The sequence below is a fragment of the Clostridium sp. TJA038 genome, assembly GCF_058310255.1.
In genome coordinates, this window is record NZ_JBZEFA010000001.1 from 664,921 (window position 1) to 687,034 (window position 22,114).

Consider the following 22,114-nt stretch of genomic DNA (forward strand, 5'->3'; position numbering starts at 1 on the left):
TTATATGATTTAATTTAAATGAATAAAGTATTAATAAACTGTTAAAGCTTTAAGCTTAATTTAAGGAGTAACATATGATAGAAGCGGTTATTATAGGCTTAATAATAGCAAAATTAAAGGGTTATAGCTTAAAGGAATTTTTTAAAAGTTGGACAATCTATCCTATATTAATTTTTGAAGTTTTATATATAATATTTCAAATAAATATATTTATGGGAAACTATGGTGTTGTAAAGTTAGCACCATATTTTAAATGTATTTATATGTATTTATTTTTAATACCTATCTTCTGGTATAAAGAGTATATAAGTGCTTTTATAGGTGCCTTATTTATATTTTTAGGAACCTTTTTAAATAATACTGTTATTAAAGCAAATGGAGGAAAGATGCCTGCTTTTCCATCTTTAACTTATTTTACAGGATATCTTAAAGGAGATACCTTTTCTAAAATACAAGATATTCATATTTTAGGAGATAGTAATGTTAAGTTAAAATATCTAAGTGATTTTATAGATATAGGTTATAGCATTTTAAGTATAGGAGACATATTCATAAGGGTATTTGTGGTAATTATAATATATGTTACTGTTAAGAAAACAAATGATGAGGTTAAATTTAATAATAGCTTAGCTTAAAGGCTATGCAATTGGAGGAACAAATGTTAAAGGTAACTTTATTAGAGTTATTTATAAGAGGGATACCAGAGGCTTTTTTAATGGTTTTAGCAGCATATTGTTTTGCAAATAAAAAGATAGATAAAAATTCGTATGTATTATCTAGTTTAATAATTTCTTTAGTAGTTTATTTAGTTAGGTTTTTACCAATAAGTTACGGAGTTCATACTATATTAAATGTATTTGTTTTAATATTTTTAATATTTAATATAAATAAGATAGATTTAATAGCTAGTATAAGAAGTTCAATTTTAATTTTAATGATACTATTTCTTTGTGAGGGATTAAATATTGCAATTGTTAAGTTTGTCTTAAATAAAAATTTAGGAGAAGTATTTAAAAATTCAGTAGATAAGGTGATTTTTGGAATACCTTCTACAATAATATTTGCATTTATAGTTTTTTCTTATTATATAGTAGCATTAAAAAAAGGAAAGTTGAGATAAGATGATTGAGAATATATCAAAATTAATAGCTAAAAAAGTTTCCTTAGAATTAAATTATAACTTAGAAAAAGAAGAAATTATTCAGTATGGAACATATGCTTTAATTCAAACTTTAGTATCAATAATTTCAGTTTTTTTATTTGGAATATTATTAAAGGTTTCTCTAGAAGCTTTAGTATTTTTATTTACAGCAAGCATACTTAGAAAGTATTCAGGCGGTGCCCATTCAGAGTCTTCAAATATTTGTACTTTTTTAGGTATAGTAGTTTCTTTAGCTATGGGACTTTTAATAAAAGGAAGATTATTTAAAGATATGCCCTTTGAAATTGTTTTAATAATAGGATTTATTGTTTTTATTTTAGCGTATTACATAATTTATAAGGTGGCTCCTGTAGATACAGAAAATAAACCTATAAAAACTGAGAAAAAAAGAAAACGTATGAAAAAAGGATCTTTAAAGATTTTAAATATATATTTATTTATTGAATTATTAAGTGCAATTTTATATTATTATTTTAATTTTTATGATGTTAAGTTTTTAATGCTTAGTATAATTTTAGGTGTGGCTTGGCAGTGCATGACTTTAACTTACATAGGTGATATATTTTTAAAATCTATAGATTCTTTTATAAATAAAATATTAAGCCTAAGGGGATGAGTTAAATGAAAAAATTAAACAAAAATTTATTAACAGCCTTTGCAGCAGTAACAACAGTTATTGCAACAGTAGCAGCTACTTCAGCTTGCATTTGGTTTACACACCAACCAAAGGAACCAAAATCTTTAAGAGATGAATAAAAAATAATTTTTGTAAATAAGGTCGGTTTTAAGCCGACCTTATTTCGTGATTTTAGTGAGGATAGTATGATTAAATATGTAAGTCAGAATAAGAAGAAAAAAGTTGATGAAATATTATCAATAGTAAAAGTATCTGCTTTATTATTTTCTGCCATAGCTTTTCTTCAATATATTTTTAATATAATAAGTTTCTATGGAAAAATGCCTATATATTATGGGATAGTTCCAGCTGCCTTAATTTCTATTGTTTTACTATCTATAATATATATATTGTGGAGCTTGGCTAATTTGAAAAAGTATAAAAACCACATTAAAAAAATTCAATTTGTTGAAACTTTTTTATTTATTATTATTTTTTTCTTTGCAATATTAGTTTCTGGAGGAAATACAAGTAATAATAAATTTTTGTTTTTATTTATAATAATAACCTCAACTATACAGGGTGGAATGCATAGAGGGTGTACTGTAGCTATAGTATCTTCAGCTATTATTTTAACTATAGACTTAATTTTTGATAAAAGTAGTGATGTAAATATATTTTTTCAAAATGACTTGATTTTAGCAGGAGTTTTTGTTTTAACTGCTTGGACTTTAGGATTTTATGTAAAAACAGAGAAAGACCATATAGAAGAATTACAAACTTTAGTTAATGAGGACGGTTTAACAAAGGTTTTTAATCATAGATATTTTTATGATAAGTTAAGAGAATATATGAATTATAGTCTTTTAAATGAGGAAAAGCTTTCCTTAATATTTTTAGATATAGATTATTTTAAGCATTATAATGATTTATATGGACATCAACAAGGAGATGAAGCTTTAAAGATTATAGGGAAAATACTTAAGGAAAAATGTAGAGAGTCTGATTTAGTAGCTAGATATGGAGGAGAAGAGTTTGCAATGCTTCTTCCAAAGACTTCAGAGGAAGAAGCTACACTTATAGCAGAAGAAATAAGAGAAAGGGTTGAAAAAACTTATTTTAAGGGACAAGAAAATCAGCCCAATGAAAATTTTACTGTATCTGTTGGAATTGGAGTTTTTCCAGATAAAGCAAAGGATGAATTAGATTTAGTAAAATGTGCAGATGATGCTTTATATAGAGCTAAGTTTTTTCATAAGAACAGAGTTGAAACCTATGTATCTGTTTTAGATGAGTTAAAAAGAGATTTAAATGAGGAAGAAAATACCCTTGTAACATCTATAAAAACCTTAATAAGTATAATAAATGCAAAGGATAAATACACCTATAGTCATGTAGAGAGAGTTGTTATTTATAGTAGGCTTATGGCTGAAAAATTAAATTTGTCTGAGAGAGATAAAAAAAATTTAATTTATGGAGCATATATGCATGATATAGGGAAAATTAATATATCTAATGATATATTAATAAAAAAGATGAAGTTAACTTTAGAAGAATGGGAGATATTAAAAGAACATCCTAAAGATGGGGTTGAAATAATAAAGTCTGTAAATTCTTTAAAGGAAGTTGTACCTCTTATTTTATATCATCATGAAAGATATGATGGTTTAGGATATCCTATGGGAATAAAAGGAGAGGAAATACCTTACTTAGCAAGAGTTTTAACAGTTATTGATAGTTTTGATGCTATGACCTCTAATAGACCTTATAATAAGAGAAAGTCTTATGAAGAAGGATTAAAAGAATTAAAAAGGTGTAGTGGTAGTCAGTTTGATGAAGAAATTGTTGATATTTTCATAGAATTAATAAGAGATAACATAAAAGATATTCAAGACTTTTAAAGAGATGTAATTTATTACATCTCTTTTTTATAAAAATAAATAAATTTGATTATTTTATTATTTGATTATATTATAAGCATATAAGCAAAATTAATTATTAATATATGGAGTTTAGAATGAAATTTATAGGAATTAGAACTTTAAAAACAGCTATAGGAACTGTTATAGCTATGTTAATTGCAAAGGAAATTGGCCTTAGCTACTGGGTTTCAGCTGGAATAATAACAATATTGAGTGTACAAAGTACAAAAAGAGAATCTTTTAAAATAGCTATGAAAAGAATAGAATCTTTTATTGTAGCTTTAATAGTATCCTCTATTTTGTTTTTAACTTTAGGTTTTAATCCAATTGTTTTTGGATTATATCTTTTGATATTTATACCACTTACAGTTAAATTAAAAATTACAGATGGAATTGTTGTAAGTTCTGTTTTAGTTACTCATCTTTTAATTGAAAAGTTGGTTAATCTTTATTGGATTACAAATGAATTAGGACTTATGCTAGTTGGAGTTTTAGTTGCTTTAGTTTTAAATAGTTATATGCCAAAAAATGAAGAAAAAATAAAAGAAGATATAGATTATATTTCAGAGAAAATAAAGGAAATATTTATGGATATGGCCTATTCATTAAGAACTCATAGTGTTTCTATAAAGGAACAAAAGCTCTTTGATGAACTTGAGGAGAGAATAAATATTGCTAAAAAAAGAGCAAATGATAATTATAATAATTATTTATTTTCAGATTTTAAATATTATATACATTATATAGATATGAGAGAAGTTCAACTTCAAATTTTAAAGTATATGAGAGAGCATTTTTCAAGAATTTCTAAAACTGTAGAACAGACAGAATTAGTTGCAAACTTTACAGAGGAATTAGCTTCAGTTATAGGAAAAGAGGTTAATATAAATATTTTACTAAACAGATTAGAAAGATTAAAAAGAGAACTTAGTAAACAAGAATTACCAGTTACTAGGGAAGAATTTGAAAATAGAGCAATGCTTTTTCAGTTTCTTAATGATTTAGAACTATTTATAAAAACAAAAAATAAATGTTATATTAGCAAGTAAATATTAATTTTTAAAAAAAGCTTAGATATTCTTTAAACGAATATTAACAAAATTAAAATAGCATAAAATACTTAAATAAGTTAGAATAATCAATATAGATTTATAAATTTAATTGTTAATGGTTAGATTTTGGTTCTTACACTCATTTTAAGGGAGGCATAAAATGAACAAGAAGTACTTTAAAGAGATCTTTATTAACAAAAAAACTTTAATTAATTTAGGGATTAATATCTTTTTATGGATTTCTCTATCTTTTATTTTAGTTTTTTTAGGGGAGTCTTTTCACAGAGGTTCTATTGAAAATGGTAAAAAATTTTTAATAGGGGAAACCAACATATTTATTTTTAACTATTTAATATTTTTAATGTTTACTTCAATAGCTTTCTTCTTTAAGAAAACTAGACTAGTATATGCAATAATAAGCATAGTGTTATTAGGTTTTTATGCAGTAAGTGGTTTAATGGTAAGTTTTAGAGGTACCCCACTTATATGGGCAGATATGTTTTCTTTTAAAGAGGGTTTAGCCATTGCAGGTAACTATTTAAATTTAAGTCTTTTAAAATATGTGATTATAGGGTTTTTTGTTATAATTGTTATATTAGGGGTTTTATGGTTTACAGAAAGATATAAGAGCAGAAATAAGATTTTAAATCCTTATGGATTTATAGTTTTTCCATTGAGCGTTTTATTAGTTAGTTCATTTTTTGTAGTAGCAAAAAATCATATAGATGTTTTAAGGTGGGATATACCAACTTCTTATGCTAAAAATGGATTTATATATTCATTTTTAGATACTGCAGCGGGATTTAAGGTTGAAGAACCTGAAAATTACAATAAAGATGCTATTGATGATATAAAAAATAATATATCTGAAGAAAAAAAATTAGCAAGTAATAGTGAACAAATGGTAACTGCTAAGCCAGCAAGACTTCCAAATATAATAATTGTTCAGTTAGAATCTTTTATGGATTTAGAAAGGATAAATGGATTAACCTTTGAGGAAGATCCAATTCCTACCTTTAGAGAGGTGGCTTCTGAATCAACTCATGGATTTTTAAAGGTTCCAACTTATGGTGGAGGAACAGTTAGAAGTGAATTTGAGGTTTTAACAGGACTTAGTACAGATTATTTACCAGTTGGAGAAATACCTAATAATAATATTTTAAAGAAACAACCAGTTGAAAGTTTAGCTTATATACTTCATGATTATGGATATGATACAAGTGTTATTCATAACTATGAGGGTAACTTCTATAATAGAGATACAGTTTACCCTAACTTAGGTTTTGATAGATATATTTCTATGGAATATATGGACAAGCCAACTAATGAAGAAGGTGAATTTCCAGAGGATGTATTAAATATAAAACCTATAGAAAGTATTTTATCTAGTAGCGATAAGCCACAATTTATTTATAATGTAACAGTTGAAAGTCATGGAGGATATTCTTCTTCAGATTTTGAAGAATATACAGTAGATGGAGATTTAGATAATGAAGAAAGAAATGAGCTACAATTTTACATTAAAAAGTTACAAGGTGTAGATGAATATATAAAGGAGCTTATAGATTACGTTGAAGAATCAGGTGAGCCTACAGTTATTGCAATGTTTGGAGACCACCTTCCATCTTTAAAGGTTATAAATGATGATGAAAGTGTTTTAAAAGAAGGAGATAAATATTTATCAGACTTTTTCATCTGGGATAACATAGGACTTGAAAAGGAAAATGTAAATATGGAAGCTGAGGAGTTTACTACTTATATATTAGACAAGCTTAATATGGTATCTGGAGTAATGCCAAATTTCCATAATTCTTTTAAAAATAGTGAAGACTATAATGAAAAGTTTGAACTTCTTCAATACGATATGTTATTTGGAGATAAGTATATTTTAAGTGATAATAAAGAAAAGTATAAAAAGACTAATATGGATATGGGCTTAGAGAAAGTAACTTTAGATAATTATTATATAGATGGTGATACTTTAGAGGTTAGAGGCAAAAACTTTAACTATAAAAGCAAGATTCTTATAAATGGTAAAATAAAGGAAACTGAGTTTATTGATGAAAATACTTTATCAACAAAGGATATACCATCTAACATGAAGGAAATATCTGTTGGTCAAATTGGAAAGTATGATAAAATTTTAAGTAGTAGTAATTCTATAACTATAAAATAAATAAAATGGGAAGGCTATTTTTGAAATAGCCTTTTTATTTTTTTATATTTTATCTTTTAAGAATAAAATGTAAATGATATACTTAATTTAAGAATTACTAAATTATACTATAATTGTAAGAGGTGGATATTATGAATATAATAAAAAAAGATGGAAGAATTGAGGAATTTAAATTAGAAAAACTATCAATTAGTTTATGTAATGCTGCTAATGATATAGACTTAACTTTAAATAAATCAGATATAGATATAATTGCTAAGGATGTAGAAAATACTTTACTTTTTTTAAGAGGAGAAAATAAAGAAACTTCAAGTTATGAAGTAATAGGAATTTTAATTGAAGCATTAAAAAATGAAAAATTTAGTGAAGTTTTAAAAGCTTATATTACATATAAAAAATAAAATTTTTTTAGTTAATTTATTAAGGGGAAATGGGAGAGAAGAATATTATGATTAAAAAAATAGTTGTAGCATCATGTTTAATATTTACTTTAGGTTTTGTAGGCTGTGGAAATAATACTTTAATAGATCAAGGAAAAGAAGCTATAAAGGAAGGAAATTATGAGGAGGCTACAGCAATTTTTAAAACTGCTAGCGAAGAAGACTCAAAGGATAAGGAAGAGGCTACAAGTCTTTATAATTTAACTTACGATTATGTAGTAGCAACTAAAGCCTATAAGGATTTTAAATTAGATGTTGCTTTAGATAGTTTAAAAAAGGTTGAAGAAAATAAAAACGAAGCTTTAATAAGTGGAGAAGTTAAAAATTTAAAAGATGAAATAAATAAGGATAAAAAGGCTATTGATGATTTTTATTCAGATATGGAAAAGGTTAATGATTTAGAAAATGAAGGTAAGTTTTCAGAAGCTAGAGATATTTTAACTAAATCCATAAAAAATATTTCTTATTTAGGAAATAACGTTAAAGATTTACTAGAAAGTGGTAATTCTAAATTAAAGAGTTTAGATGAAAAAATAGATTTAGAAGAAAATAAAAAAAATGAAGAAAAGCCTAAAGAAAAGCAAGAAGAAAACTTAAGTAGTAAAGCCTTAAATACTGTAGAGAATTTAGGGGTTGTTAAAAAGGACCAATTTTTAAAATTAAAATCTGATGAAGTTTATGACCTTGGTGATGGAAAAGTTGGTTTTATAATAAATAAATATTATCAACCACAGGGAAAACCAGAACCTGCCTTCATATGTCAATACTTAGTAGATAAAGAGAACTGGAAGGTAGTAGAAGTAAAAGATGGTATAAAAAAAGAATTAAATTAAAAATAACCTAGAGAGTTTTCTCTAGGTTATTTTTAATTTAAACTTATGTTCCTTTATGCAGTATTTAAATAAAACCTTTCCTTCTATGTGAGAACCCTTTATTAAGCCAAGGTCTCTTGAATCTAAACTAACATTTCTATTATCACCCATAATAAAAAATTTATCTTCTGGTATTTTAAGTTTAAGAGGATAAGCGTTGGTCATTTTTTCTTTTATATAGGGTTCAAAAAGTTTTTTATTATTTATATAGATAGAAGAGTCCTTAATTTCTATAAGGTCTCCAGGCATACCTACAATTCTTTTTACTAAATAGCTATCATATTTTAAAGGAGAATAGATATTTACTATGTCCTGTCTTTTAGGACTTTGAGAATTATAGGATTTTTTATTTACAATTAATATATCACCATCATGAATGGTGTTTTCCATAGAGGAACCAATAACAATTGCTATGTTAATGTTATTTAAGAAAAATATTAAAATTAAGGATAGCATAATGAAAAAGCCAATTAAGAGATTGAGAATTTTATTTGATATTTTTAATTTGTTATTTAAAAATTTCATAGATAAGAATCCTTTATTAAAATTAATATAGTATAGAATATTTTATTTTAATAGAAATAAGAACTATAATTTACTTTAAGTTGAATTTTTGTAATTCCTTTAATATAATTAATCTAAGTTATATTTATATATGATTTTGGTATCGTTACCGAAATTTAAGGGAGAGATTTTATGAGTAAAAATTTTAATTCTAAAGAGTTTAATGAAAAATTTTATTATGAGGGAGAACTTGGGGTTATATATAGCAAGGAGAAAACAATATTTAGAGTTTGGTCTCCTGAAGCTTTAAGTTTAGAGCTTTTACTTTATAAGGATGGAAATACAGATACCTTAATAGAAACTTTAAAACTTCATAAAAAAGATAAAGGACTTTGGGAAGTTGAAAAGATGGGAGATTTAAATGGTGTTTATTATAAATATCGTATTATAGTAGAAGGCTTTTGTAGAGAATTTGTTGACCCATATGCTAAGGCTTTAGGAGTTAATGGGTATAGAGGAATGGTTATTGACTTAGATAAAACTAATCCTAAAGGGTGGAAAGAGGATAAAAAACCTTATCTTAAAGATTATTTAAGCTCAATTTTATATGAAATGCATATAAGAGATTTTTCAATAGATGAAAGTTCAGGGGTTTCCTTAAAAAATAGAGGAAAATTTTTAGGGGTTGTAGAGAAGGGTACAAGGATTCCTAAGACAGAGGTTAAAACTACTTTAGATCATTTAAAAGAATTAGGTATAACACATGTTCATTTATTACCAGCTTTTGATTTTGCAACTATTGATGAGGAAAATTTAGATAAAGAGCAGTATAATTGGGGATATGACCCTTTAAATTACAATGTGCCTGAAGGGTCATATTCTAGAAATCCATATAAAGGAGAAGTTAGAATTAAGGAATTTAAGGAAATGGTATTTAAGCTTCATAAAGCAGGAATAAGAGTTGTTATGGATGTTGTTTATAATCATACTTACTCTTTAGAAAATTCTAATTTAAATCTATCCTATCCTAAATATTATTATAGGCAAGATGAATTTGGAAATTTTACTAATGGTTCTGGTTGTGGAAATGAATTAGCTTCAGAAAGACTTATGGTAAGAAAGTACATTATAGATTCTATAATGTACTGGGCTAAAGAATATCATATAGATGGTTTTAGATTTGATTTAATGGCTTTACATGATATTGAAACCTTAAAAGAAATAAGAAAAGAGTTAAATAAAATAGACCCTTCAATATTAATATACGGAGAAGGATGGAATGGAGGAGAATCACCTCTTCCTAAAGATAAAGCTTCTTTTAAATGTAATATAAAAGATTTTGATAAAATGCAAATAGGTGCTTTTAGTGATGATATGAGAGATGGAATAAAGGGTCATGTATCAAATTTAAAGGAAGGTGGATTTGTAAACTATGGAGAGAATTTTGAGGAAAGTATTAAGTTTGGTATAGTTGCATCTATTTATCATAAGGATATAGATTATAATAAGGTAAATTATTCAAAAGCTCCTTGGGCTAAGGAACCTTATCAAACAGTAAATTATTGTTCATCTCATGATAATAATACCTTATATGACAAGCTTAAAATTGTTTGTGAAAATGCAACAAGAGAAGAAATTTTAGCTATGAATAAATTAAGTGCAGCTATTTATTTAACTTCTCAAGGAATTCCTTTTATACATTGTGGAGAGGAGTTTTTAAGGAGTAAATTTAATGAAAAGGGAGAAATTATAGAAAATAGTTATAATTCTAATGATTTTGTAAATAAAATTAATTGGAATGATAAAGTAACTAATATTGATTTATTTAAATATTATAAGGGCTTAATAAGTTTAAGAAAAAAATATTCCTTATTTAGATTAAATAGTAGTGAAGAAATAAGGGGGAAAATATTATTTATAGAAGAAGAAATTTGTGAAAATAAAAAAGGAATAGTTGCCTATAGTCTAAAAGATACTATAGATGAATTTATAGTAATTTTTAATAGTGGAGAGAAAAGAGAAGTAAAATTACCTAAGGGAGTTTGGGGAGTTTTAGTAAATAAATTTTTTGCAGGTACTAATATTATTTGTAAGGAAGAAAATGTTTTAAATTTATCAGAAAAGTCTGCATGGATTCTTAAAAAGCTTAATAATTAAAGTTTCTTAATTAAAAATAACTTTTAAATCTTAATTTGTTAATATAAGTTTAATTTAAAGAATTTGTAACAAAAAAACTTTTTTTAAGCTTTATTATAGATAAGAGAGATTAAGAAATTATATAGACATGGAGATGAATTTTGTGAGTAACAGAGTAAAAAAAGGAAGACAGAGTAAGTATTTTAAAAGAAGAGTTGCAGTTCTTTTAATAGGGCTTGTTGTTTTAATTGTTTTAGGTTTTGGAATAAAATCAATATTCTTTAACAAGGACAATAAAGATACTGTAGCTTTAGCTAAGGAGGAAACAAAGAAAGAGGAGCCAAAGGAAACAGATATAATGCCAAATGGAAATATAATTTATGGTGCAGATTCTTATGCAGTTAGTGCCGATGAAGTTGAAAAAATGCTTCAAGGAAAAGCTTCAGATGATAATAAAGAGATATTTTTAACCTTTGATGATGGCCCAAGTGAAAATACAAGAGAAATTTTAAAGATTTTAAAAGAAGAAGGTGTACATGCTACTTTCTTTGATATAGGTTCTGCTTTAAAGGATAATAAAGAAAATCAAGAGCTTTTAAAGCAAGAAATAGAAGAAGGGAATGCTATAGCAAGTCATAGTTTTTCTCATGATTACAAAGTTATATATCCTGGAAATTCCGTTGATGTAAATAAGTTTATGAGTGAATTAAATGAAACTAATGAAATAATGAGAAGTGTTTTAGGAGATAATTTTAATGCTAGAGTTATTAGAATGCCTGGTGGATATATGTCTAGAAGATATTATAAAGACCCTAACTTAAAGGCTTTAGATGAAGCACTTGCAAAAAATAATATAGTCAGTATAGATTGGGATGCTGAAACAGGAGACGCAACAGGTAGACATTATACTATAGATGAGTATGTTCAAAATTCAGCTAAGAATATAGATACCTTAAATCATGTTATTTTATTAATGCATGATGCAGCTGCGAAAAAAGAAACTGTACAAGCTTTACCAGCTATAATTAAATTCTATAAAGACCATGGTTATGCCTTTAAGGTAATAAAAAATACCCCTGTAGATAGTAGTAATTCTCAAAGTGGAGATAATGCTTCTAAAGAACAAAATAATGGTTAAAATAAAGAAAACATATTATTTATTATAATAAAAGGTTTTAATAAATTTTTGTTTAATATAAATAAGAGAGCTAATTTTATGAATTTAGCTCTCTTATTTATTGTAACTTATTTTAAAAGTAAAAAATATAATAATTTAAGAAATGGATTTTGTTAAGGAGAAGAAATGGAAAATATAATTTATTATTATGGATGCGGAAATACATCAAAGGGCTTTAGGCCTCTTTATAATTCTATATTAAAGAAAGTAGAAAATATTTATCTGTTAAATGGAGGAAGCAATATCTTTAAAAATAATTTTTTAAAAGAGTTTATTGAAAAAAATAAATCTTTTTCAAAAATTGAGGTTATTTTAAGTACTATAGATCTTAATGAAATAGAGGGAGTTATCTTAAGAGATAAAGATATAGCTGTCTTTAATGGAAGTCCTATGCACTCTTTTTTCAATTTAGATAAGGATTTTCATGAAGTTAATATAATAGATTTAGATAGATTTTTATTAAAAGATAAAATAGAAGAAAATAGAGGATATTTAGAAAATTTAAATGATAAATTTAAAGGTTATATGGAAAAAGCTAATAGAGAATTTGAAATAGCTTTAAATATTCATGATGTTTGGGAGAGTATTTATTTTCCTTATTTAAATATAGAAAAGGCAAATAAACTAGCAGATGATATTATTTTATTATTGTCTAAAAATGCTATAAAAAAAGAAGGAAAAGGAGATGTAACTGAAAGATATTTAGGTGGTGCTACTCCTTATGGAGCTAAAGATAAAGTACCTAGTATAACTTATGGATTAAAAAGATATTTTTTAAAGGGAAGGGCTGGAACTGGAAAATCCACTTTATTAAAAAAAATAGCTAAGGCTTTTTGTAATTTAGGATATGATATAGAGATTTATAATTGTGGGTTTGACCCAGATAGCAAGGATATGGTTATTTGTAGAGAATTAAACTTTGCAATTTTTGATAGTACAGCACCTCATGAATATTTTCCAAATTCTGAAGAGGATTATGTAATAGATGTTTATGATATATACATTGATGGAGATGTAGATGAAATTCATAAAGAGGAAATAAATAAAGTTTCTTTTGAATATAAAAAGCAAATATCTCTTGGAACTGAATTTTTGAAAAAAGGAGAAGAAGTTAAAAAGAAAATAGATAATATCTATTACAAATATTTTAATTCTAAGGAGGCTTTAAAATATTTAGATAGTTTATTTAAATAAATAAAAAGATGCTCTTCTTAAAATAAGAGAGCATCTTTTTATCATTTTATGCTTTATAATTTTATTATTTTTCCTCTAATAATCTTTGAATTATATGAGTTGCATCCATGTATGAAGCTACAGATTTATCGTAATTTAATCTGTTTATAATTTTAGCAATAAAATCAGATAAATCAACTGCTTTAAACCAAGGTGCAGGTTTTAATTCTTCAGGGATATAAGTTAAATTAGTTGAATAAACACTTTTTATTATTCCTTCTTCAAAGAATTTATTAAATTTTTCTAATCCTTCAGTAAAGAATGCAAAAGTAGTTGCTATGTAGACATTTCTAGCATTTCTTCCTTTAAGTTCTTTAGCAATATCAAGTACAGATTCACCAGAAGCTATCATGTCATCAACTATTAATACATCTTTTCCTGATACTTCTCTTCCCATGTATTCATGTTTTACTATAGGATTTTTACCATTAACTATACGAGAATGGTCTCTTCTTTTATAAAATAAACCAACATCAACTCCTAAAACGCTTGAGTAGTATATAGCTCTATCCATAGCACCAGTATCAGGGCTTATTACAAGTAGTTTTTCTTTATCAAGTTCTAAATCTTTTTCATTATTAATTAAAGCTTTAACTATATCATAAGTTGGGTAGAAGTTTTCAAAGGACATTAGTGGAATAGCATTTTGAACATTAGGGTCGTGAACATCAAAGGTTAAAATTTCATCAACACCTAATCTTTCAAGCTCTTGAAGTGCTAAAGCACAGTCTAAAGATTCTCTTCCTTTACGTCTATGTTGTCTTGATTCGTATAAAAGAGGCATTATTACTGTAATTCTTCTAGCCTTTCCTCTTATTGCAGAAACTGTTCTTTTTATGTCTTGGAAATGCTCATCAGGTCCTTTATGGTTTTCAAAGCCAAACATTTTATATGTACAACTATAGTTACCTATATCACAAAGAATGTATATATCTCTTCCTCTTACAGACTCTGGAATTTTAACTTTACCTTCACCATTTGAGAATCTTATTTCGTCAGTTTTAATTAAGAAAGATTCTTCACAATTTCTTTTCTCCTGTATAAGCTTGTCTATAGCGCTACCAAGTTCTGTGCAACTTTCTAGTGCTATAATACCTAATCCATGATTTTGTTCATTCATTCCTCTATCTCCTTTTTGATGATTATTTAAAATATTTATAATTGTAAATACTAAGATATATTCATTTATATTATATACGAATATTTTACTTTTAAAAATAGCAATTTATCATAAATTTGTACTAAATTTTATAAAAAATATTAAAATTTCTTTATCAGACTATTTAAATTTTTTAGAAATATGAATATTAAGTTAAATTCATTTAAAAATTAAATCATAAGTAATTACTTTTAAAAGTTATTATGTATTAATAATTAAAGTTAAATAGTTGTTAATATTTAAGCCTTAAGATAAAATTAGAATAAATATATAAAAATATAAAAGGAGGAAGCTTCATAAATAAGTTTTGAAGCGTAAGTTATGAGAGATAAAGATTTTGTAGAAAAGGAATTTTCTAAAATAGAAAAAAAACTAAATGAAGAATTTATTGGTCAAAAAACCTTTAATAATGAGTTATGTGATTATTTTAAAGAAAAAATAGAGGAAGATAGTAAAGGTATTTTACTTATAATAGAAGAAAGAGATATATTTAAAAATAGTGTGTTAAAGTATTTTTTTAATGAACTTAATTTTTATAAACTTATTAAAAATAATAAAATTGATGAAATAGATTTAGCAGCATATAAATTTAATTTAGGCTATAATGCCTTTTTAACAGATTTATATGAAAAGTTAAATAATGATTCTCAAGGTGTAGTATTTAAAAACACAGATAAGGCAAGTGAAGAAATTTTAAAGGTTCTTTCAGAAATAAAACCTAATTCTTGTTTAATGTTAAAGGATAATTATGTTATAAAAAATAAATTTTTGGTTGAAGCTAAAAATTTTGATAAAGAGGTTAATAAAAATGTTGTAAATAAAATTATCTGTAATAATAAGTTTTTTATTTTTCTTTATAATAAGGATAAAGATGAGGATGTTCAATACATAAGTAATAAGTTTTTAATAAATAAGGATAAAACTTTATATAGAAGGACTTTAAGTGAAAAGGATAAAAATAAGGTAATAAAGAAGAAACTATTAAAAGAAATAGATAAGGTAAAGGAACAATTTGATATAGATATAATAATAGGTCTTGATGAAAATCAAGAAATTGATGAGAGAGCAGGACTTTGTAATTATATAGAAGATAATTTTAGGGAGAAGGGAAGTTTAAGCTTAGAAGAATACATATCTTATAAAATATGTAAGCCTATAATAAATGTAATTAGAAAAGAGTCTATTGAGGCAAACAGTAGATTACTTATATATGTAGAGGATGATAGTATTTATTGTAAATCTAATGATAAGATTTATAACTTAGGAAATTATACAAATCCAACTTTAGAGGAAGTTAGATATAAGTTAGAGTCAATAATTGGAATGAGGGAACTTAAAGAGTTTATAGATAAGATAGAAAATAACTTTAAGGTGCAAAAAATAAGAGAGAAACTTGGATTAAAAACAACTAAAATCTCTTTGAATATGATATTTGCAGGAAATGCTGGAACAGGAAAAACAAATGCAGCAAGAATAACCTTTGAATATTTATATGCTTTAGGAATGATAAAAGAAAATATATTTAAAGAGGTTAGTAAAGCAGATTTTATAGGGGATGGAATTAATGATACTGCAAGAAGAACAAATGAAATAATAGAATCTGCCTTAGGAGGAGTTTTATTTATAGATGAGGCATATTCTTTATGTAAGGATGAAAATGATAAAACAGGACATGAAATAGTAGATGCACTTTTAAAGGGAATAGAAGATAATAGAGATAATATAACAGTTATTTTAGCAGGATATGAAAAGGATATGGAAAAGTTTTTAAGTTTTAATCAAGGCTTAAAATCAAGATTTCCAAATGTAATAAAATTTGAAGATTATACCCCTTCAGAAATGTATGAAATAGCAGTTAACATTGCAAAATCTAAGGGATATAGAATTGCAAAAAATGCAAAGGCAGGGCTTATTGAATTATTTTCTAAAAATCAAATGGTAGGCAAAAGTGATTTAGGGAATGCAAGATTTGTTAGAAATATTGTAGAAAATGCTATAATGGATGCCTCTAAAAAGTATTTAGTAAATAAGGAAAGAGCTATTGACCTTTTAGAGAAAGATAATTTTAACTTTAAGGTAAGTGCAAAATTTAATTTAGAAGAAAAATTAAAAGAAATAATAGGCCTTGATGAAGTTAAGGACTTTTTAAGAAGTCAGTATAAACTTATTATAGCTCAAGAAAAAAGAAAATCTGTTGGAGTAAACACAAAGATAGAACAAAATTTAAATATGGTTTTTGCAGGGAATCCTGGAACAGGAAAAACTAGTATAGCTAGATTAGTAGCTGAAATGTTAAATAGTATGGGTCTTTTAAAAATTGGACAGTTAATTGAAACTGATAGGTCAAGTTTTGTCTCAGAGATTCAAGGAGAAACTTCAAAGAAAACAGAGGAAAAATTTAAAGAAGCTATAGGTGGTGTTTTATTTATAGATGAAGCTTATACTTTAGCTAATGATTCTATAGGAAGGGAAGCTATAGAAACACTTTTAAAATTAATAGAGGATTATGCAGGAGAGGTAATAGTTATCTTAGCAGGATATGAGGAGGAAATGGAAAACTTTTTTGATGTTAATATAGGTTTAAGGTCAAGATTTCCTCTTTGGACTAAATTTGAAGACTATAATCCTAATGAACTTTTAGAGATGGCAATAAAATTAATAGAATCTAAAGGTTTTAAGCTTTCTAAAAATGCCTATTCAGAGCTTAAGAAAAATTTTGTTGATATATATGAAAATTCAGATGCTCAATCTGGAAATGGAAGAATGGTAAGAAATTATGTAGAACAACTTATAAGAAATCAAAGTATTAGAATTGCAGAAAGTGATATAAGTGTTTATGAAATGAATCTTATAAATACAAAAGATATAAAAGCTATGAATGCAATAAAATATGATAATCACTTTGACTTAGAAAAGAGATTAAATGATTTAATAGGTAATGAGGAACTTAAGGATTTTCTAAGAGGACAATATAAACTAATGAAAATAAGAGAAAAAAGAAAGAAGCTTGGTTTTAAAGTTGATTTAAATAAGTATATGAATATGGTATTTACAGGTGAGAGTGGAACAGGGAAAAAGACTGTTTTAAATATATATTCAGAAATGTTATATAGCATGGGAATAATTAAGGCTAAAAATATAGTTCAAATAGATAAGTATGAATTTATGGCTATGATTAACTCAGGTATGAAAGTAGAAGATATATTAAATAGGCATACTGGGAAAGTGCTTTATATAGATAAGTGGAATACTTTCTATGGAGAAGAAAGATATAATGAGATTGTATCAGACCTTATAAAATTTATAGATAGCAATAGTAATAGAATAATAATTGTCTTAGGTGGAATAAGAGGAAAAATGAAGGAGCTTATTTTAAGTAATGAGGGGTTAAATTATAGATTTCCTCTTTGGATTGACTTTGGCAATTATAATGAAAAAGAATTATATGATATTGCTTTAAGTACTTTAGTTAAAAAGGGCTTTACTTTAGAAGAGGAAGTTAAAAAAACTTTAGAAAACTCTATTGGGGATATGCAAAAGAAATTTGGAGAATTAGCTCTTAAAAATGGACTTATGATAAAGCAGTTTTTAGATAATTTAATAAGGGGGCAAAGTGTTAGACTTTGTGATGAAGGTTTTGATTCAAGTACAATAAATAAAATTACAGTAGAGGATATACAAAAAGGGGTAGAGTTGTTTTTAAAGAAGAACATAACACAGAATTAGGACTATTTTAAGTATAAAAGATAAATATAAAGTAATATAGATAAATAAAACCTAGTATAATATAAAGTTATACTAGGTTTTGTTTATTAGAGTTTTTATGAAATATTAAAGTAATTAAATTTTAATTTTTAATATTTTATAAAGTGATATAATTTTAAAACATAGAGTTAAATTTAATAAAATTTAATTTAAAAAATTAAAATAAAATTAAAAATAGGGAGGAGTTTGAAAAGAGATTTTAATCTATTTTCAATAAATTTATATGGCTAAAAGAAAAAGATTTATAAAATTTATATGCGGTGCTTTGATTAGTACATTAACTATTGGCTTTAGCACTGAAATTTTTGCAAAGGAGCAAAAAAGCGAAGCAGTAGTTACTTTAGGAGCTAATTTAACAGAGGCAGAAAGAGCAGAGATGTTAAAAGCTTTTGGAGTAAAAGAAAATGAAGTTAAAATAATAAATGTAACAAATCAAGATATAAGAGAACAGTTAGGTTTAGATACTAGCAAACCAATACCTAAAAGTAGTCAATCAATCTCTAGTTCTTATGTAGTTGTTAAGGATAAAGGTGGAATAAATGTAATTACAAATAACTTAACAGAAGTAACAGGGAGTATGCTTGCAAATGCACTTCTTACTTCAGGCGTAAATAATGCTGATGTAAAGGCTGATGCACCTTTTAAAGTTACAGGAACAGCAGCTTTAGCAGGAATCTTAAAGGGTTTTGAAGATGCCTCTGGAGAGGAATTAGCTTTGCCAAAAAAGGAAGCTGCAAGAGAAGAAATATCATTAACTAACAATTTAAGTGATGCTAAAACTAAAGATGGAGAAACCTTAGGAAAAGATGAGGCCGCTGTAGTTGTAAATGATATTAAGACAGATGTAATAAAAGATAAACCTAAAAACGATGAGGAAATAGGGAAAATAGTAAATAATGTTACTAATAATTACAATATAATATTAACTCAAGGACAACAGGAGCAGACAATAAAATTTATGTCAAAAATAAATGATTTAGATTATAATTACGCTTCTATGAAAGAGTCTTTAAAGGACATGAATGAAAAGTTAAATAAGGTTTTAGAAGAAACAGGTAGACATTTAGAAGAAAGTGGTCTTATAGAAAAGGCTTTAAATGGTATAAAAAATATTTTAGGAGATATAAAAGACTTTATAGTAAATATGTTTAGTTCAGCTAGTGAGAAGGTTAAAGATGGAATAACTTATGATGAAAATGGAAATATAATTATAAAGACTGGTAAAAATCAAGATGATTTAGAAAATCAAGAAAATATACAAGATAAACCTGAGGATAACTCTGAAAATACTACTAATACTAACAATAATAACAATAATAATAACAATAATAATAACAATTAAAGAATTATCTTAAGAGCCTATGTGATTAAAAATTTTCATATAGGTTCTTTTAATATCCTTATTGTAAACCTTAAATAATTAATTGGTTGACAATAAAGGTTTCATACTATATTATAATATTTGTAAATTTAAAAAATATTTACTTAATATTTATAAAAGGAGAAGAACTAATTTATGCGTATTAAAACAAGAGATTTAACTCTTATACCTATTTTTGCAGCACTTACAGCTATAGGAGCTTTTATAAAAATACCAATTCCTATAGTACCATTTACTTTGCAATATTTTTTCTGTGCCTTAGGTGCAATATTACTTGGAGCTAAAAGAGGAGCACTAGCACAAATAGTATATGTTTTAGTTGGGCTTTTAGGAATCCCTATTTTTACGCAGGGAGGTGGACCTTCTTATATACTTAAACCTACCTTTGGATATTTAATTGGTTTCATATTTGCAGCTTATGTTATAGGAAGGATAAGAGAAAAATTAAAGGTTGTAAATACTAAGAATCTATTTTTTGCAGGAGTTTTAGGGCTTTTAGTAGTTTATTTATTTGGAGTATCTTATATGTATTTAATATATAATTTTTATTTAGGAAGTACTATGAGTGTTATGTCAGCTATAAGCATTGGTGCAATTTCATTTTTACCTAGCGATTTGTTATTAACATTTATAGTTGCTTTAGTTGGCTCTAATTTATATGTAAGACTTAAGGCTTTAGGATATATTTAAAGATTGGGAGAGGATTTTATGAGTTTTATTTTAAAAATGAAGAATAAAGCTATAAATAATATAAAATTAACTAAGGAGGAGGCAATAAAACTTTTTTATAGTGATTTAGATTTACTGCTTAAAGAGGCTAATAATATTAGAAAAGAATTATGTGGAGATACTGTTGAGTTGTGTTCTATAATAAATGGTAAAAGTGGAAGTTGTAATGAAGATTGTGCTTTTTGTGCTCAATCTAATAATAACAATAGCAAAATAGAAGTTTATCCTCTTTTATCCTATGAAAAAATAAAAAGTATAGCTAAGGAAAACTGTAATGAAGGAGTTTATAGATTTTCTATAGTTACTTCTGGAAGAGGGCTTTATGGAAAAGATTTTGAAAAAGTTTTAGATTATTATTTAAGGTTAAATAATGATGTTAATATAAAGCTTTGTGCATCTCATGGAATAATAAATAGAGGAGCCTTAAAAAGATTAAAGGAAGCTAAAGTTAAAAGATATCATCATAATTTAGAGACTTCTAAAGAGTATTTTGAGAATATATGTAAAAGTCATACATATGAAGAAAGAATAAAGACTATAAAAAATGCTAAAGAAGTTGGCTTAGAGGTTTGTTCTGGTGGAATAATAGGTCTTGGTGAAAGTATAGAAGATAGAATTAATTTAGCCCTTACTCTTCGCGAACTTGAAATAAAATCAATTCCAATAAATATTTTAAATCCTATTAAGGGAACAAAGCTTCAGTATGTAGAACCCTTAAGAGAAGAAGAAATTTTAAGAACTATTGCTATTTTTAGATTTATAAATCCTAAAGCTAGAATAAGATTAGCAGGAGGAAGGAATTTTCTTGAAAATTTTGGAGAAAATGCTTTTAAAGCAGGAGCTAATGCTACTATAACAGGAAATTTATTAACTACCTGTGGAAATAAAATAAAAGATGATAAAAAATTAATAGAAGATTCTAATATGAGGGTTCTTTAATTATGAAAAAAGGTGTTTATATATTAGGAACAGATACTAATGTAGGAAAGACTTTTATAAGTGGGTTGCTCTTAAAAGTTTTAATAGAGGAAGGGATAAAGGCAGTTTATTATAAAGCTGTTTTAAGTGGAGCTAAAAAAGAAAAGGAAAAGCTTCTTCCTTTAGATTGCATAGAAGTTATTAAACTTTCAAATATTAAAGAATCTTATGAAAAAATGGTTTCTTATGTGTTAGAAAATCCATATTCACCTCATTTAGCTAGTAAACTTGAAGGGGTTTCTATTAATATGGAAAAGATAAAAGAAGATTATGAAATTTTAAAAAGTAAGTATGATTTTATTCTCTGTGAAGGTAGTGGAGGAGTAGTATGTCCAATAAGTTTATCTGAAAAAAATAGAATAATGCTAGAAGATATAGTAAAGGAATTTAAACTTCCAATTATTTTAGTTTCTAATAGTGGATTAGGTGCTATAAATCAAAGTTTTCTTACAATAAATTATTTAAAAAGCTTAAACTTGAAGGTGTCTTGTATAATACTTAATAATTTTAATGAGAATAATATTATACATAGGGATAATAAGAAAACCATAAAAAAATTAACAGGAATAAACAACATATTTACAGTAGAAAGCATAGAAAATATTGAGAGTTATAGTTTTAAAAATTTAAAGAAATTTATTTTCAAAAATTTAATTTATGAGTAAAAAAGCAGGTAATATATTAAAAAAAATAAGATAGGCTTAATATCTTATTTTCTTTTTTAATATTTTTTTGCAAAAACTGAAATTTATTAATATAAATTTTAAAATGTTTAAAAAATATATATATTTTTAAAAAAATAATATTATTGG

Annotated in this window: 19 protein-coding genes; 17 read left to right on the plus strand and 2 right to left on the minus strand. The window is 25.6% G+C overall.

All coding sequences use genetic code 11. The features are described from left to right. The first annotated feature begins 74 nt into the window (after positions 1–74). The 9 genes from AC4FQV_RS03185 to AC4FQV_RS03225 all read left to right on the plus strand — a co-directional run bounded on the left by AC4FQV_RS03185 (position 75) and on the right by AC4FQV_RS03225 (position 8,201). Positions 75–635 (plus strand): DUF5317 family protein, encoded by a 561-nt coding sequence (locus AC4FQV_RS03185; RefSeq protein WP_491164375.1) that lies wholly within the window; start codon positions 75–77, stop codon positions 633–635. A gap of 23 nt (positions 636–658) precedes the next feature. Beyond that, entirely contained in the window at positions 659–1,120 is a 462-nt protein-coding gene (locus tag AC4FQV_RS03190) for a hypothetical protein (RefSeq protein WP_491164377.1), read from the plus strand. Between the two features lies 1 nt (position 1,121). After that, positions 1,122–1,778, plus strand: coding sequence for an accessory gene regulator ArgB-like protein (locus tag AC4FQV_RS03195; protein ID WP_491138911.1), 657 nt, complete (start codon positions 1,122–1,124; stop codon positions 1,776–1,778). Between the two features lie 5 nt (positions 1,779–1,783). Next, positions 1,784–1,918, plus strand: coding sequence for a cyclic lactone autoinducer peptide (locus AC4FQV_RS03200; RefSeq protein WP_491138910.1), 135 nt, complete (start codon positions 1,784–1,786; stop codon positions 1,916–1,918). Positions 1,919–1,984: 66 nt separating this feature from the next. Further along, positions 1,985–3,679: a bifunctional diguanylate cyclase/phosphohydrolase gene (locus tag AC4FQV_RS03205; protein ID WP_491164379.1), complete on the plus strand. Its 1,695-nt coding sequence runs from the start codon at positions 1,985–1,987 to the stop codon at positions 3,677–3,679. A gap of 116 nt (positions 3,680–3,795) precedes the next feature. Then, the gene (locus tag AC4FQV_RS03210) at positions 3,796–4,749 is read left to right on the plus strand and encodes an aromatic acid exporter family protein (protein WP_491164381.1); all 954 of its coding nucleotides are present in this window, start codon (positions 3,796–3,798) and stop codon (positions 4,747–4,749) included. Positions 4,750–4,912: 163 nt separating this feature from the next. After that, the gene (locus AC4FQV_RS03215; protein ID WP_491164383.1) at positions 4,913–6,928 is read left to right on the plus strand and encodes an LTA synthase family protein; all 2,016 of its coding nucleotides are present in this window, start codon (positions 4,913–4,915) and stop codon (positions 6,926–6,928) included. Positions 6,929–7,059: 131 nt separating this feature from the next. After that, positions 7,060–7,329, plus strand: a complete 270-nt coding sequence (locus AC4FQV_RS03220) for an ATP cone domain-containing protein (protein WP_491164386.1) — start codon at positions 7,060–7,062, stop codon at positions 7,327–7,329. 47 nt (positions 7,330–7,376) lie between these two features. Further along, positions 7,377–8,201 carry an outer membrane protein assembly factor BamD gene (locus AC4FQV_RS03225; protein ID WP_491164389.1) on the plus strand — a complete coding sequence of 275 codons (825 nt, stop codon included), beginning with the start codon at positions 7,377–7,379 and terminating at the stop codon, positions 8,199–8,201. Positions 8,202–8,222: 21 nt separating this feature from the next. On the opposite strand, the gene lepB is transcribed toward AC4FQV_RS03225, so the two are convergent. Continuing rightward, complete coding sequence (gene lepB / locus AC4FQV_RS03230; RefSeq protein ID WP_491164391.1) at positions 8,223–8,765, minus strand: signal peptidase I; 543 nt, start codon at positions 8,763–8,765, stop codon at positions 8,223–8,225. 171 nt (positions 8,766–8,936) lie between these two features. On the opposite strand from lepB, the gene pulA reads away from it, so the two are divergent. The 3 genes from pulA (at position 8,937) to AC4FQV_RS03245 (ending at position 13,251) form a co-directional block, all read left to right on the plus strand. Beyond that, a complete protein-coding gene (gene pulA / locus AC4FQV_RS03235; protein ID WP_491164393.1) occupies positions 8,937–10,901 on the plus strand; it encodes a type I pullulanase in 1,965 nt (654 codons plus the stop codon). Positions 10,902–11,043: 142 nt separating this feature from the next. Continuing rightward, positions 11,044–12,018: a polysaccharide deacetylase family protein gene (locus AC4FQV_RS03240; RefSeq protein ID WP_491138896.1), complete on the plus strand. Its 975-nt coding sequence runs from the start codon at positions 11,044–11,046 to the stop codon at positions 12,016–12,018. A 165-nt stretch (positions 12,019–12,183) separates the two neighbouring features. Then, positions 12,184–13,251, plus strand: coding sequence for a PRK06851 family protein (locus AC4FQV_RS03245; protein WP_491164395.1), 1,068 nt, complete (start codon positions 12,184–12,186; stop codon positions 13,249–13,251). Positions 13,252–13,315: 64 nt separating this feature from the next. On the opposite strand, the gene AC4FQV_RS03250 is transcribed toward AC4FQV_RS03245, so the two are convergent. Then, a complete protein-coding gene (locus AC4FQV_RS03250; RefSeq protein ID WP_491138893.1) occupies positions 13,316–14,410 on the minus strand; it encodes a ribose-phosphate pyrophosphokinase in 1,095 nt (364 codons plus the stop codon). A gap of 360 nt (positions 14,411–14,770) precedes the next feature. On the opposite strand from AC4FQV_RS03250, the gene AC4FQV_RS03255 reads away from it, so the two are divergent. The 5 genes from AC4FQV_RS03255 (at position 14,771) to bioD (ending at position 21,967) form a co-directional block, all read left to right on the plus strand. Further along, positions 14,771–18,175, plus strand: coding sequence for an AAA family ATPase (locus AC4FQV_RS03255; RefSeq protein ID WP_491164397.1), 3,405 nt, complete (start codon positions 14,771–14,773; stop codon positions 18,173–18,175). Positions 18,176–18,437: 262 nt separating this feature from the next. Further along, a complete protein-coding gene (locus tag AC4FQV_RS03260) occupies positions 18,438–19,556 on the plus strand; it encodes a DUF1002 domain-containing protein (protein ID WP_491164399.1) in 1,119 nt (372 codons plus the stop codon). Positions 19,557–19,730: 174 nt separating this feature from the next. Further along, positions 19,731–20,285 carry a biotin transporter BioY gene (locus tag AC4FQV_RS03265; RefSeq protein ID WP_491164400.1) on the plus strand — a complete coding sequence of 185 codons (555 nt, stop codon included), beginning with the start codon at positions 19,731–19,733 and terminating at the stop codon, positions 20,283–20,285. A gap of 18 nt (positions 20,286–20,303) precedes the next feature. After that, a complete protein-coding gene (gene bioB / locus AC4FQV_RS03270; protein WP_491164403.1) occupies positions 20,304–21,263 on the plus strand; it encodes a biotin synthase BioB in 960 nt (319 codons plus the stop codon). Between the two features lie 2 nt (positions 21,264–21,265). Beyond that, the gene (gene bioD, locus AC4FQV_RS03275; protein WP_491164405.1) at positions 21,266–21,967 is read left to right on the plus strand and encodes a dethiobiotin synthase; all 702 of its coding nucleotides are present in this window, start codon (positions 21,266–21,268) and stop codon (positions 21,965–21,967) included. Positions 21,968–22,114: the final 147 nt, after the last annotated feature.

Excerpts from the sequence above, each read along its gene's own strand:
- AC4FQV_RS03185 (WP_491164375.1), top strand. The coding sequence starts at position 75 with ATGATAGAAGCGGTTATTATAGGCTTAATAATAGCAAAATTAAAGGGT.
- AC4FQV_RS03190 (WP_491164377.1), top strand. The coding sequence starts at position 659 with ATGTTAAAGGTAACTTTATTAGAGTTATTTATAAGAGGGATACCAGAG.
- AC4FQV_RS03195 (WP_491138911.1), top strand. The coding sequence starts at position 1,122 with ATGATTGAGAATATATCAAAATTAATAGCTAAAAAAGTTTCCTTAGAA.
- AC4FQV_RS03200 (WP_491138910.1), top strand. The coding sequence starts at position 1,784 with ATGAAAAAATTAAACAAAAATTTATTAACAGCCTTTGCAGCAGTAACA.
- AC4FQV_RS03205 (WP_491164379.1), top strand. The coding sequence starts at position 1,985 with ATGATTAAATATGTAAGTCAGAATAAGAAGAAAAAAGTTGATGAAATA.
- AC4FQV_RS03210 (WP_491164381.1), top strand. The coding sequence starts at position 3,796 with ATGAAATTTATAGGAATTAGAACTTTAAAAACAGCTATAGGAACTGTT.
- AC4FQV_RS03215 (WP_491164383.1), top strand. The coding sequence starts at position 4,913 with ATGAACAAGAAGTACTTTAAAGAGATCTTTATTAACAAAAAAACTTTA.
- AC4FQV_RS03220 (WP_491164386.1), top strand. The coding sequence starts at position 7,060 with ATGAATATAATAAAAAAAGATGGAAGAATTGAGGAATTTAAATTAGAA.
- AC4FQV_RS03225 (WP_491164389.1), top strand. The coding sequence starts at position 7,377 with ATGATTAAAAAAATAGTTGTAGCATCATGTTTAATATTTACTTTAGGT.
- lepB (WP_491164391.1), bottom strand. The coding sequence starts at position 8,765 with ATGAAATTTTTAAATAACAAATTAAAAATATCAAATAAAATTCTCAAT.
- pulA (WP_491164393.1), top strand. The coding sequence starts at position 8,937 with ATGAGTAAAAATTTTAATTCTAAAGAGTTTAATGAAAAATTTTATTAT.
- AC4FQV_RS03245 (WP_491164395.1), top strand. The coding sequence starts at position 12,184 with ATGGAAAATATAATTTATTATTATGGATGCGGAAATACATCAAAGGGC.
- AC4FQV_RS03250 (WP_491138893.1), bottom strand. The coding sequence starts at position 14,410 with ATGAATGAACAAAATCATGGATTAGGTATTATAGCACTAGAAAGTTGC.
- AC4FQV_RS03255 (WP_491164397.1), top strand. The coding sequence starts at position 14,771 with ATGAGAGATAAAGATTTTGTAGAAAAGGAATTTTCTAAAATAGAAAAA.
- AC4FQV_RS03260 (WP_491164399.1), top strand. The coding sequence starts at position 18,438 with ATGGCTAAAAGAAAAAGATTTATAAAATTTATATGCGGTGCTTTGATT.
- AC4FQV_RS03265 (WP_491164400.1), top strand. The coding sequence starts at position 19,731 with ATGCGTATTAAAACAAGAGATTTAACTCTTATACCTATTTTTGCAGCA.
- bioB (WP_491164403.1), top strand. The coding sequence starts at position 20,304 with ATGAGTTTTATTTTAAAAATGAAGAATAAAGCTATAAATAATATAAAA.
- bioD (WP_491164405.1), top strand. The coding sequence starts at position 21,266 with ATGAAAAAAGGTGTTTATATATTAGGAACAGATACTAATGTAGGAAAG.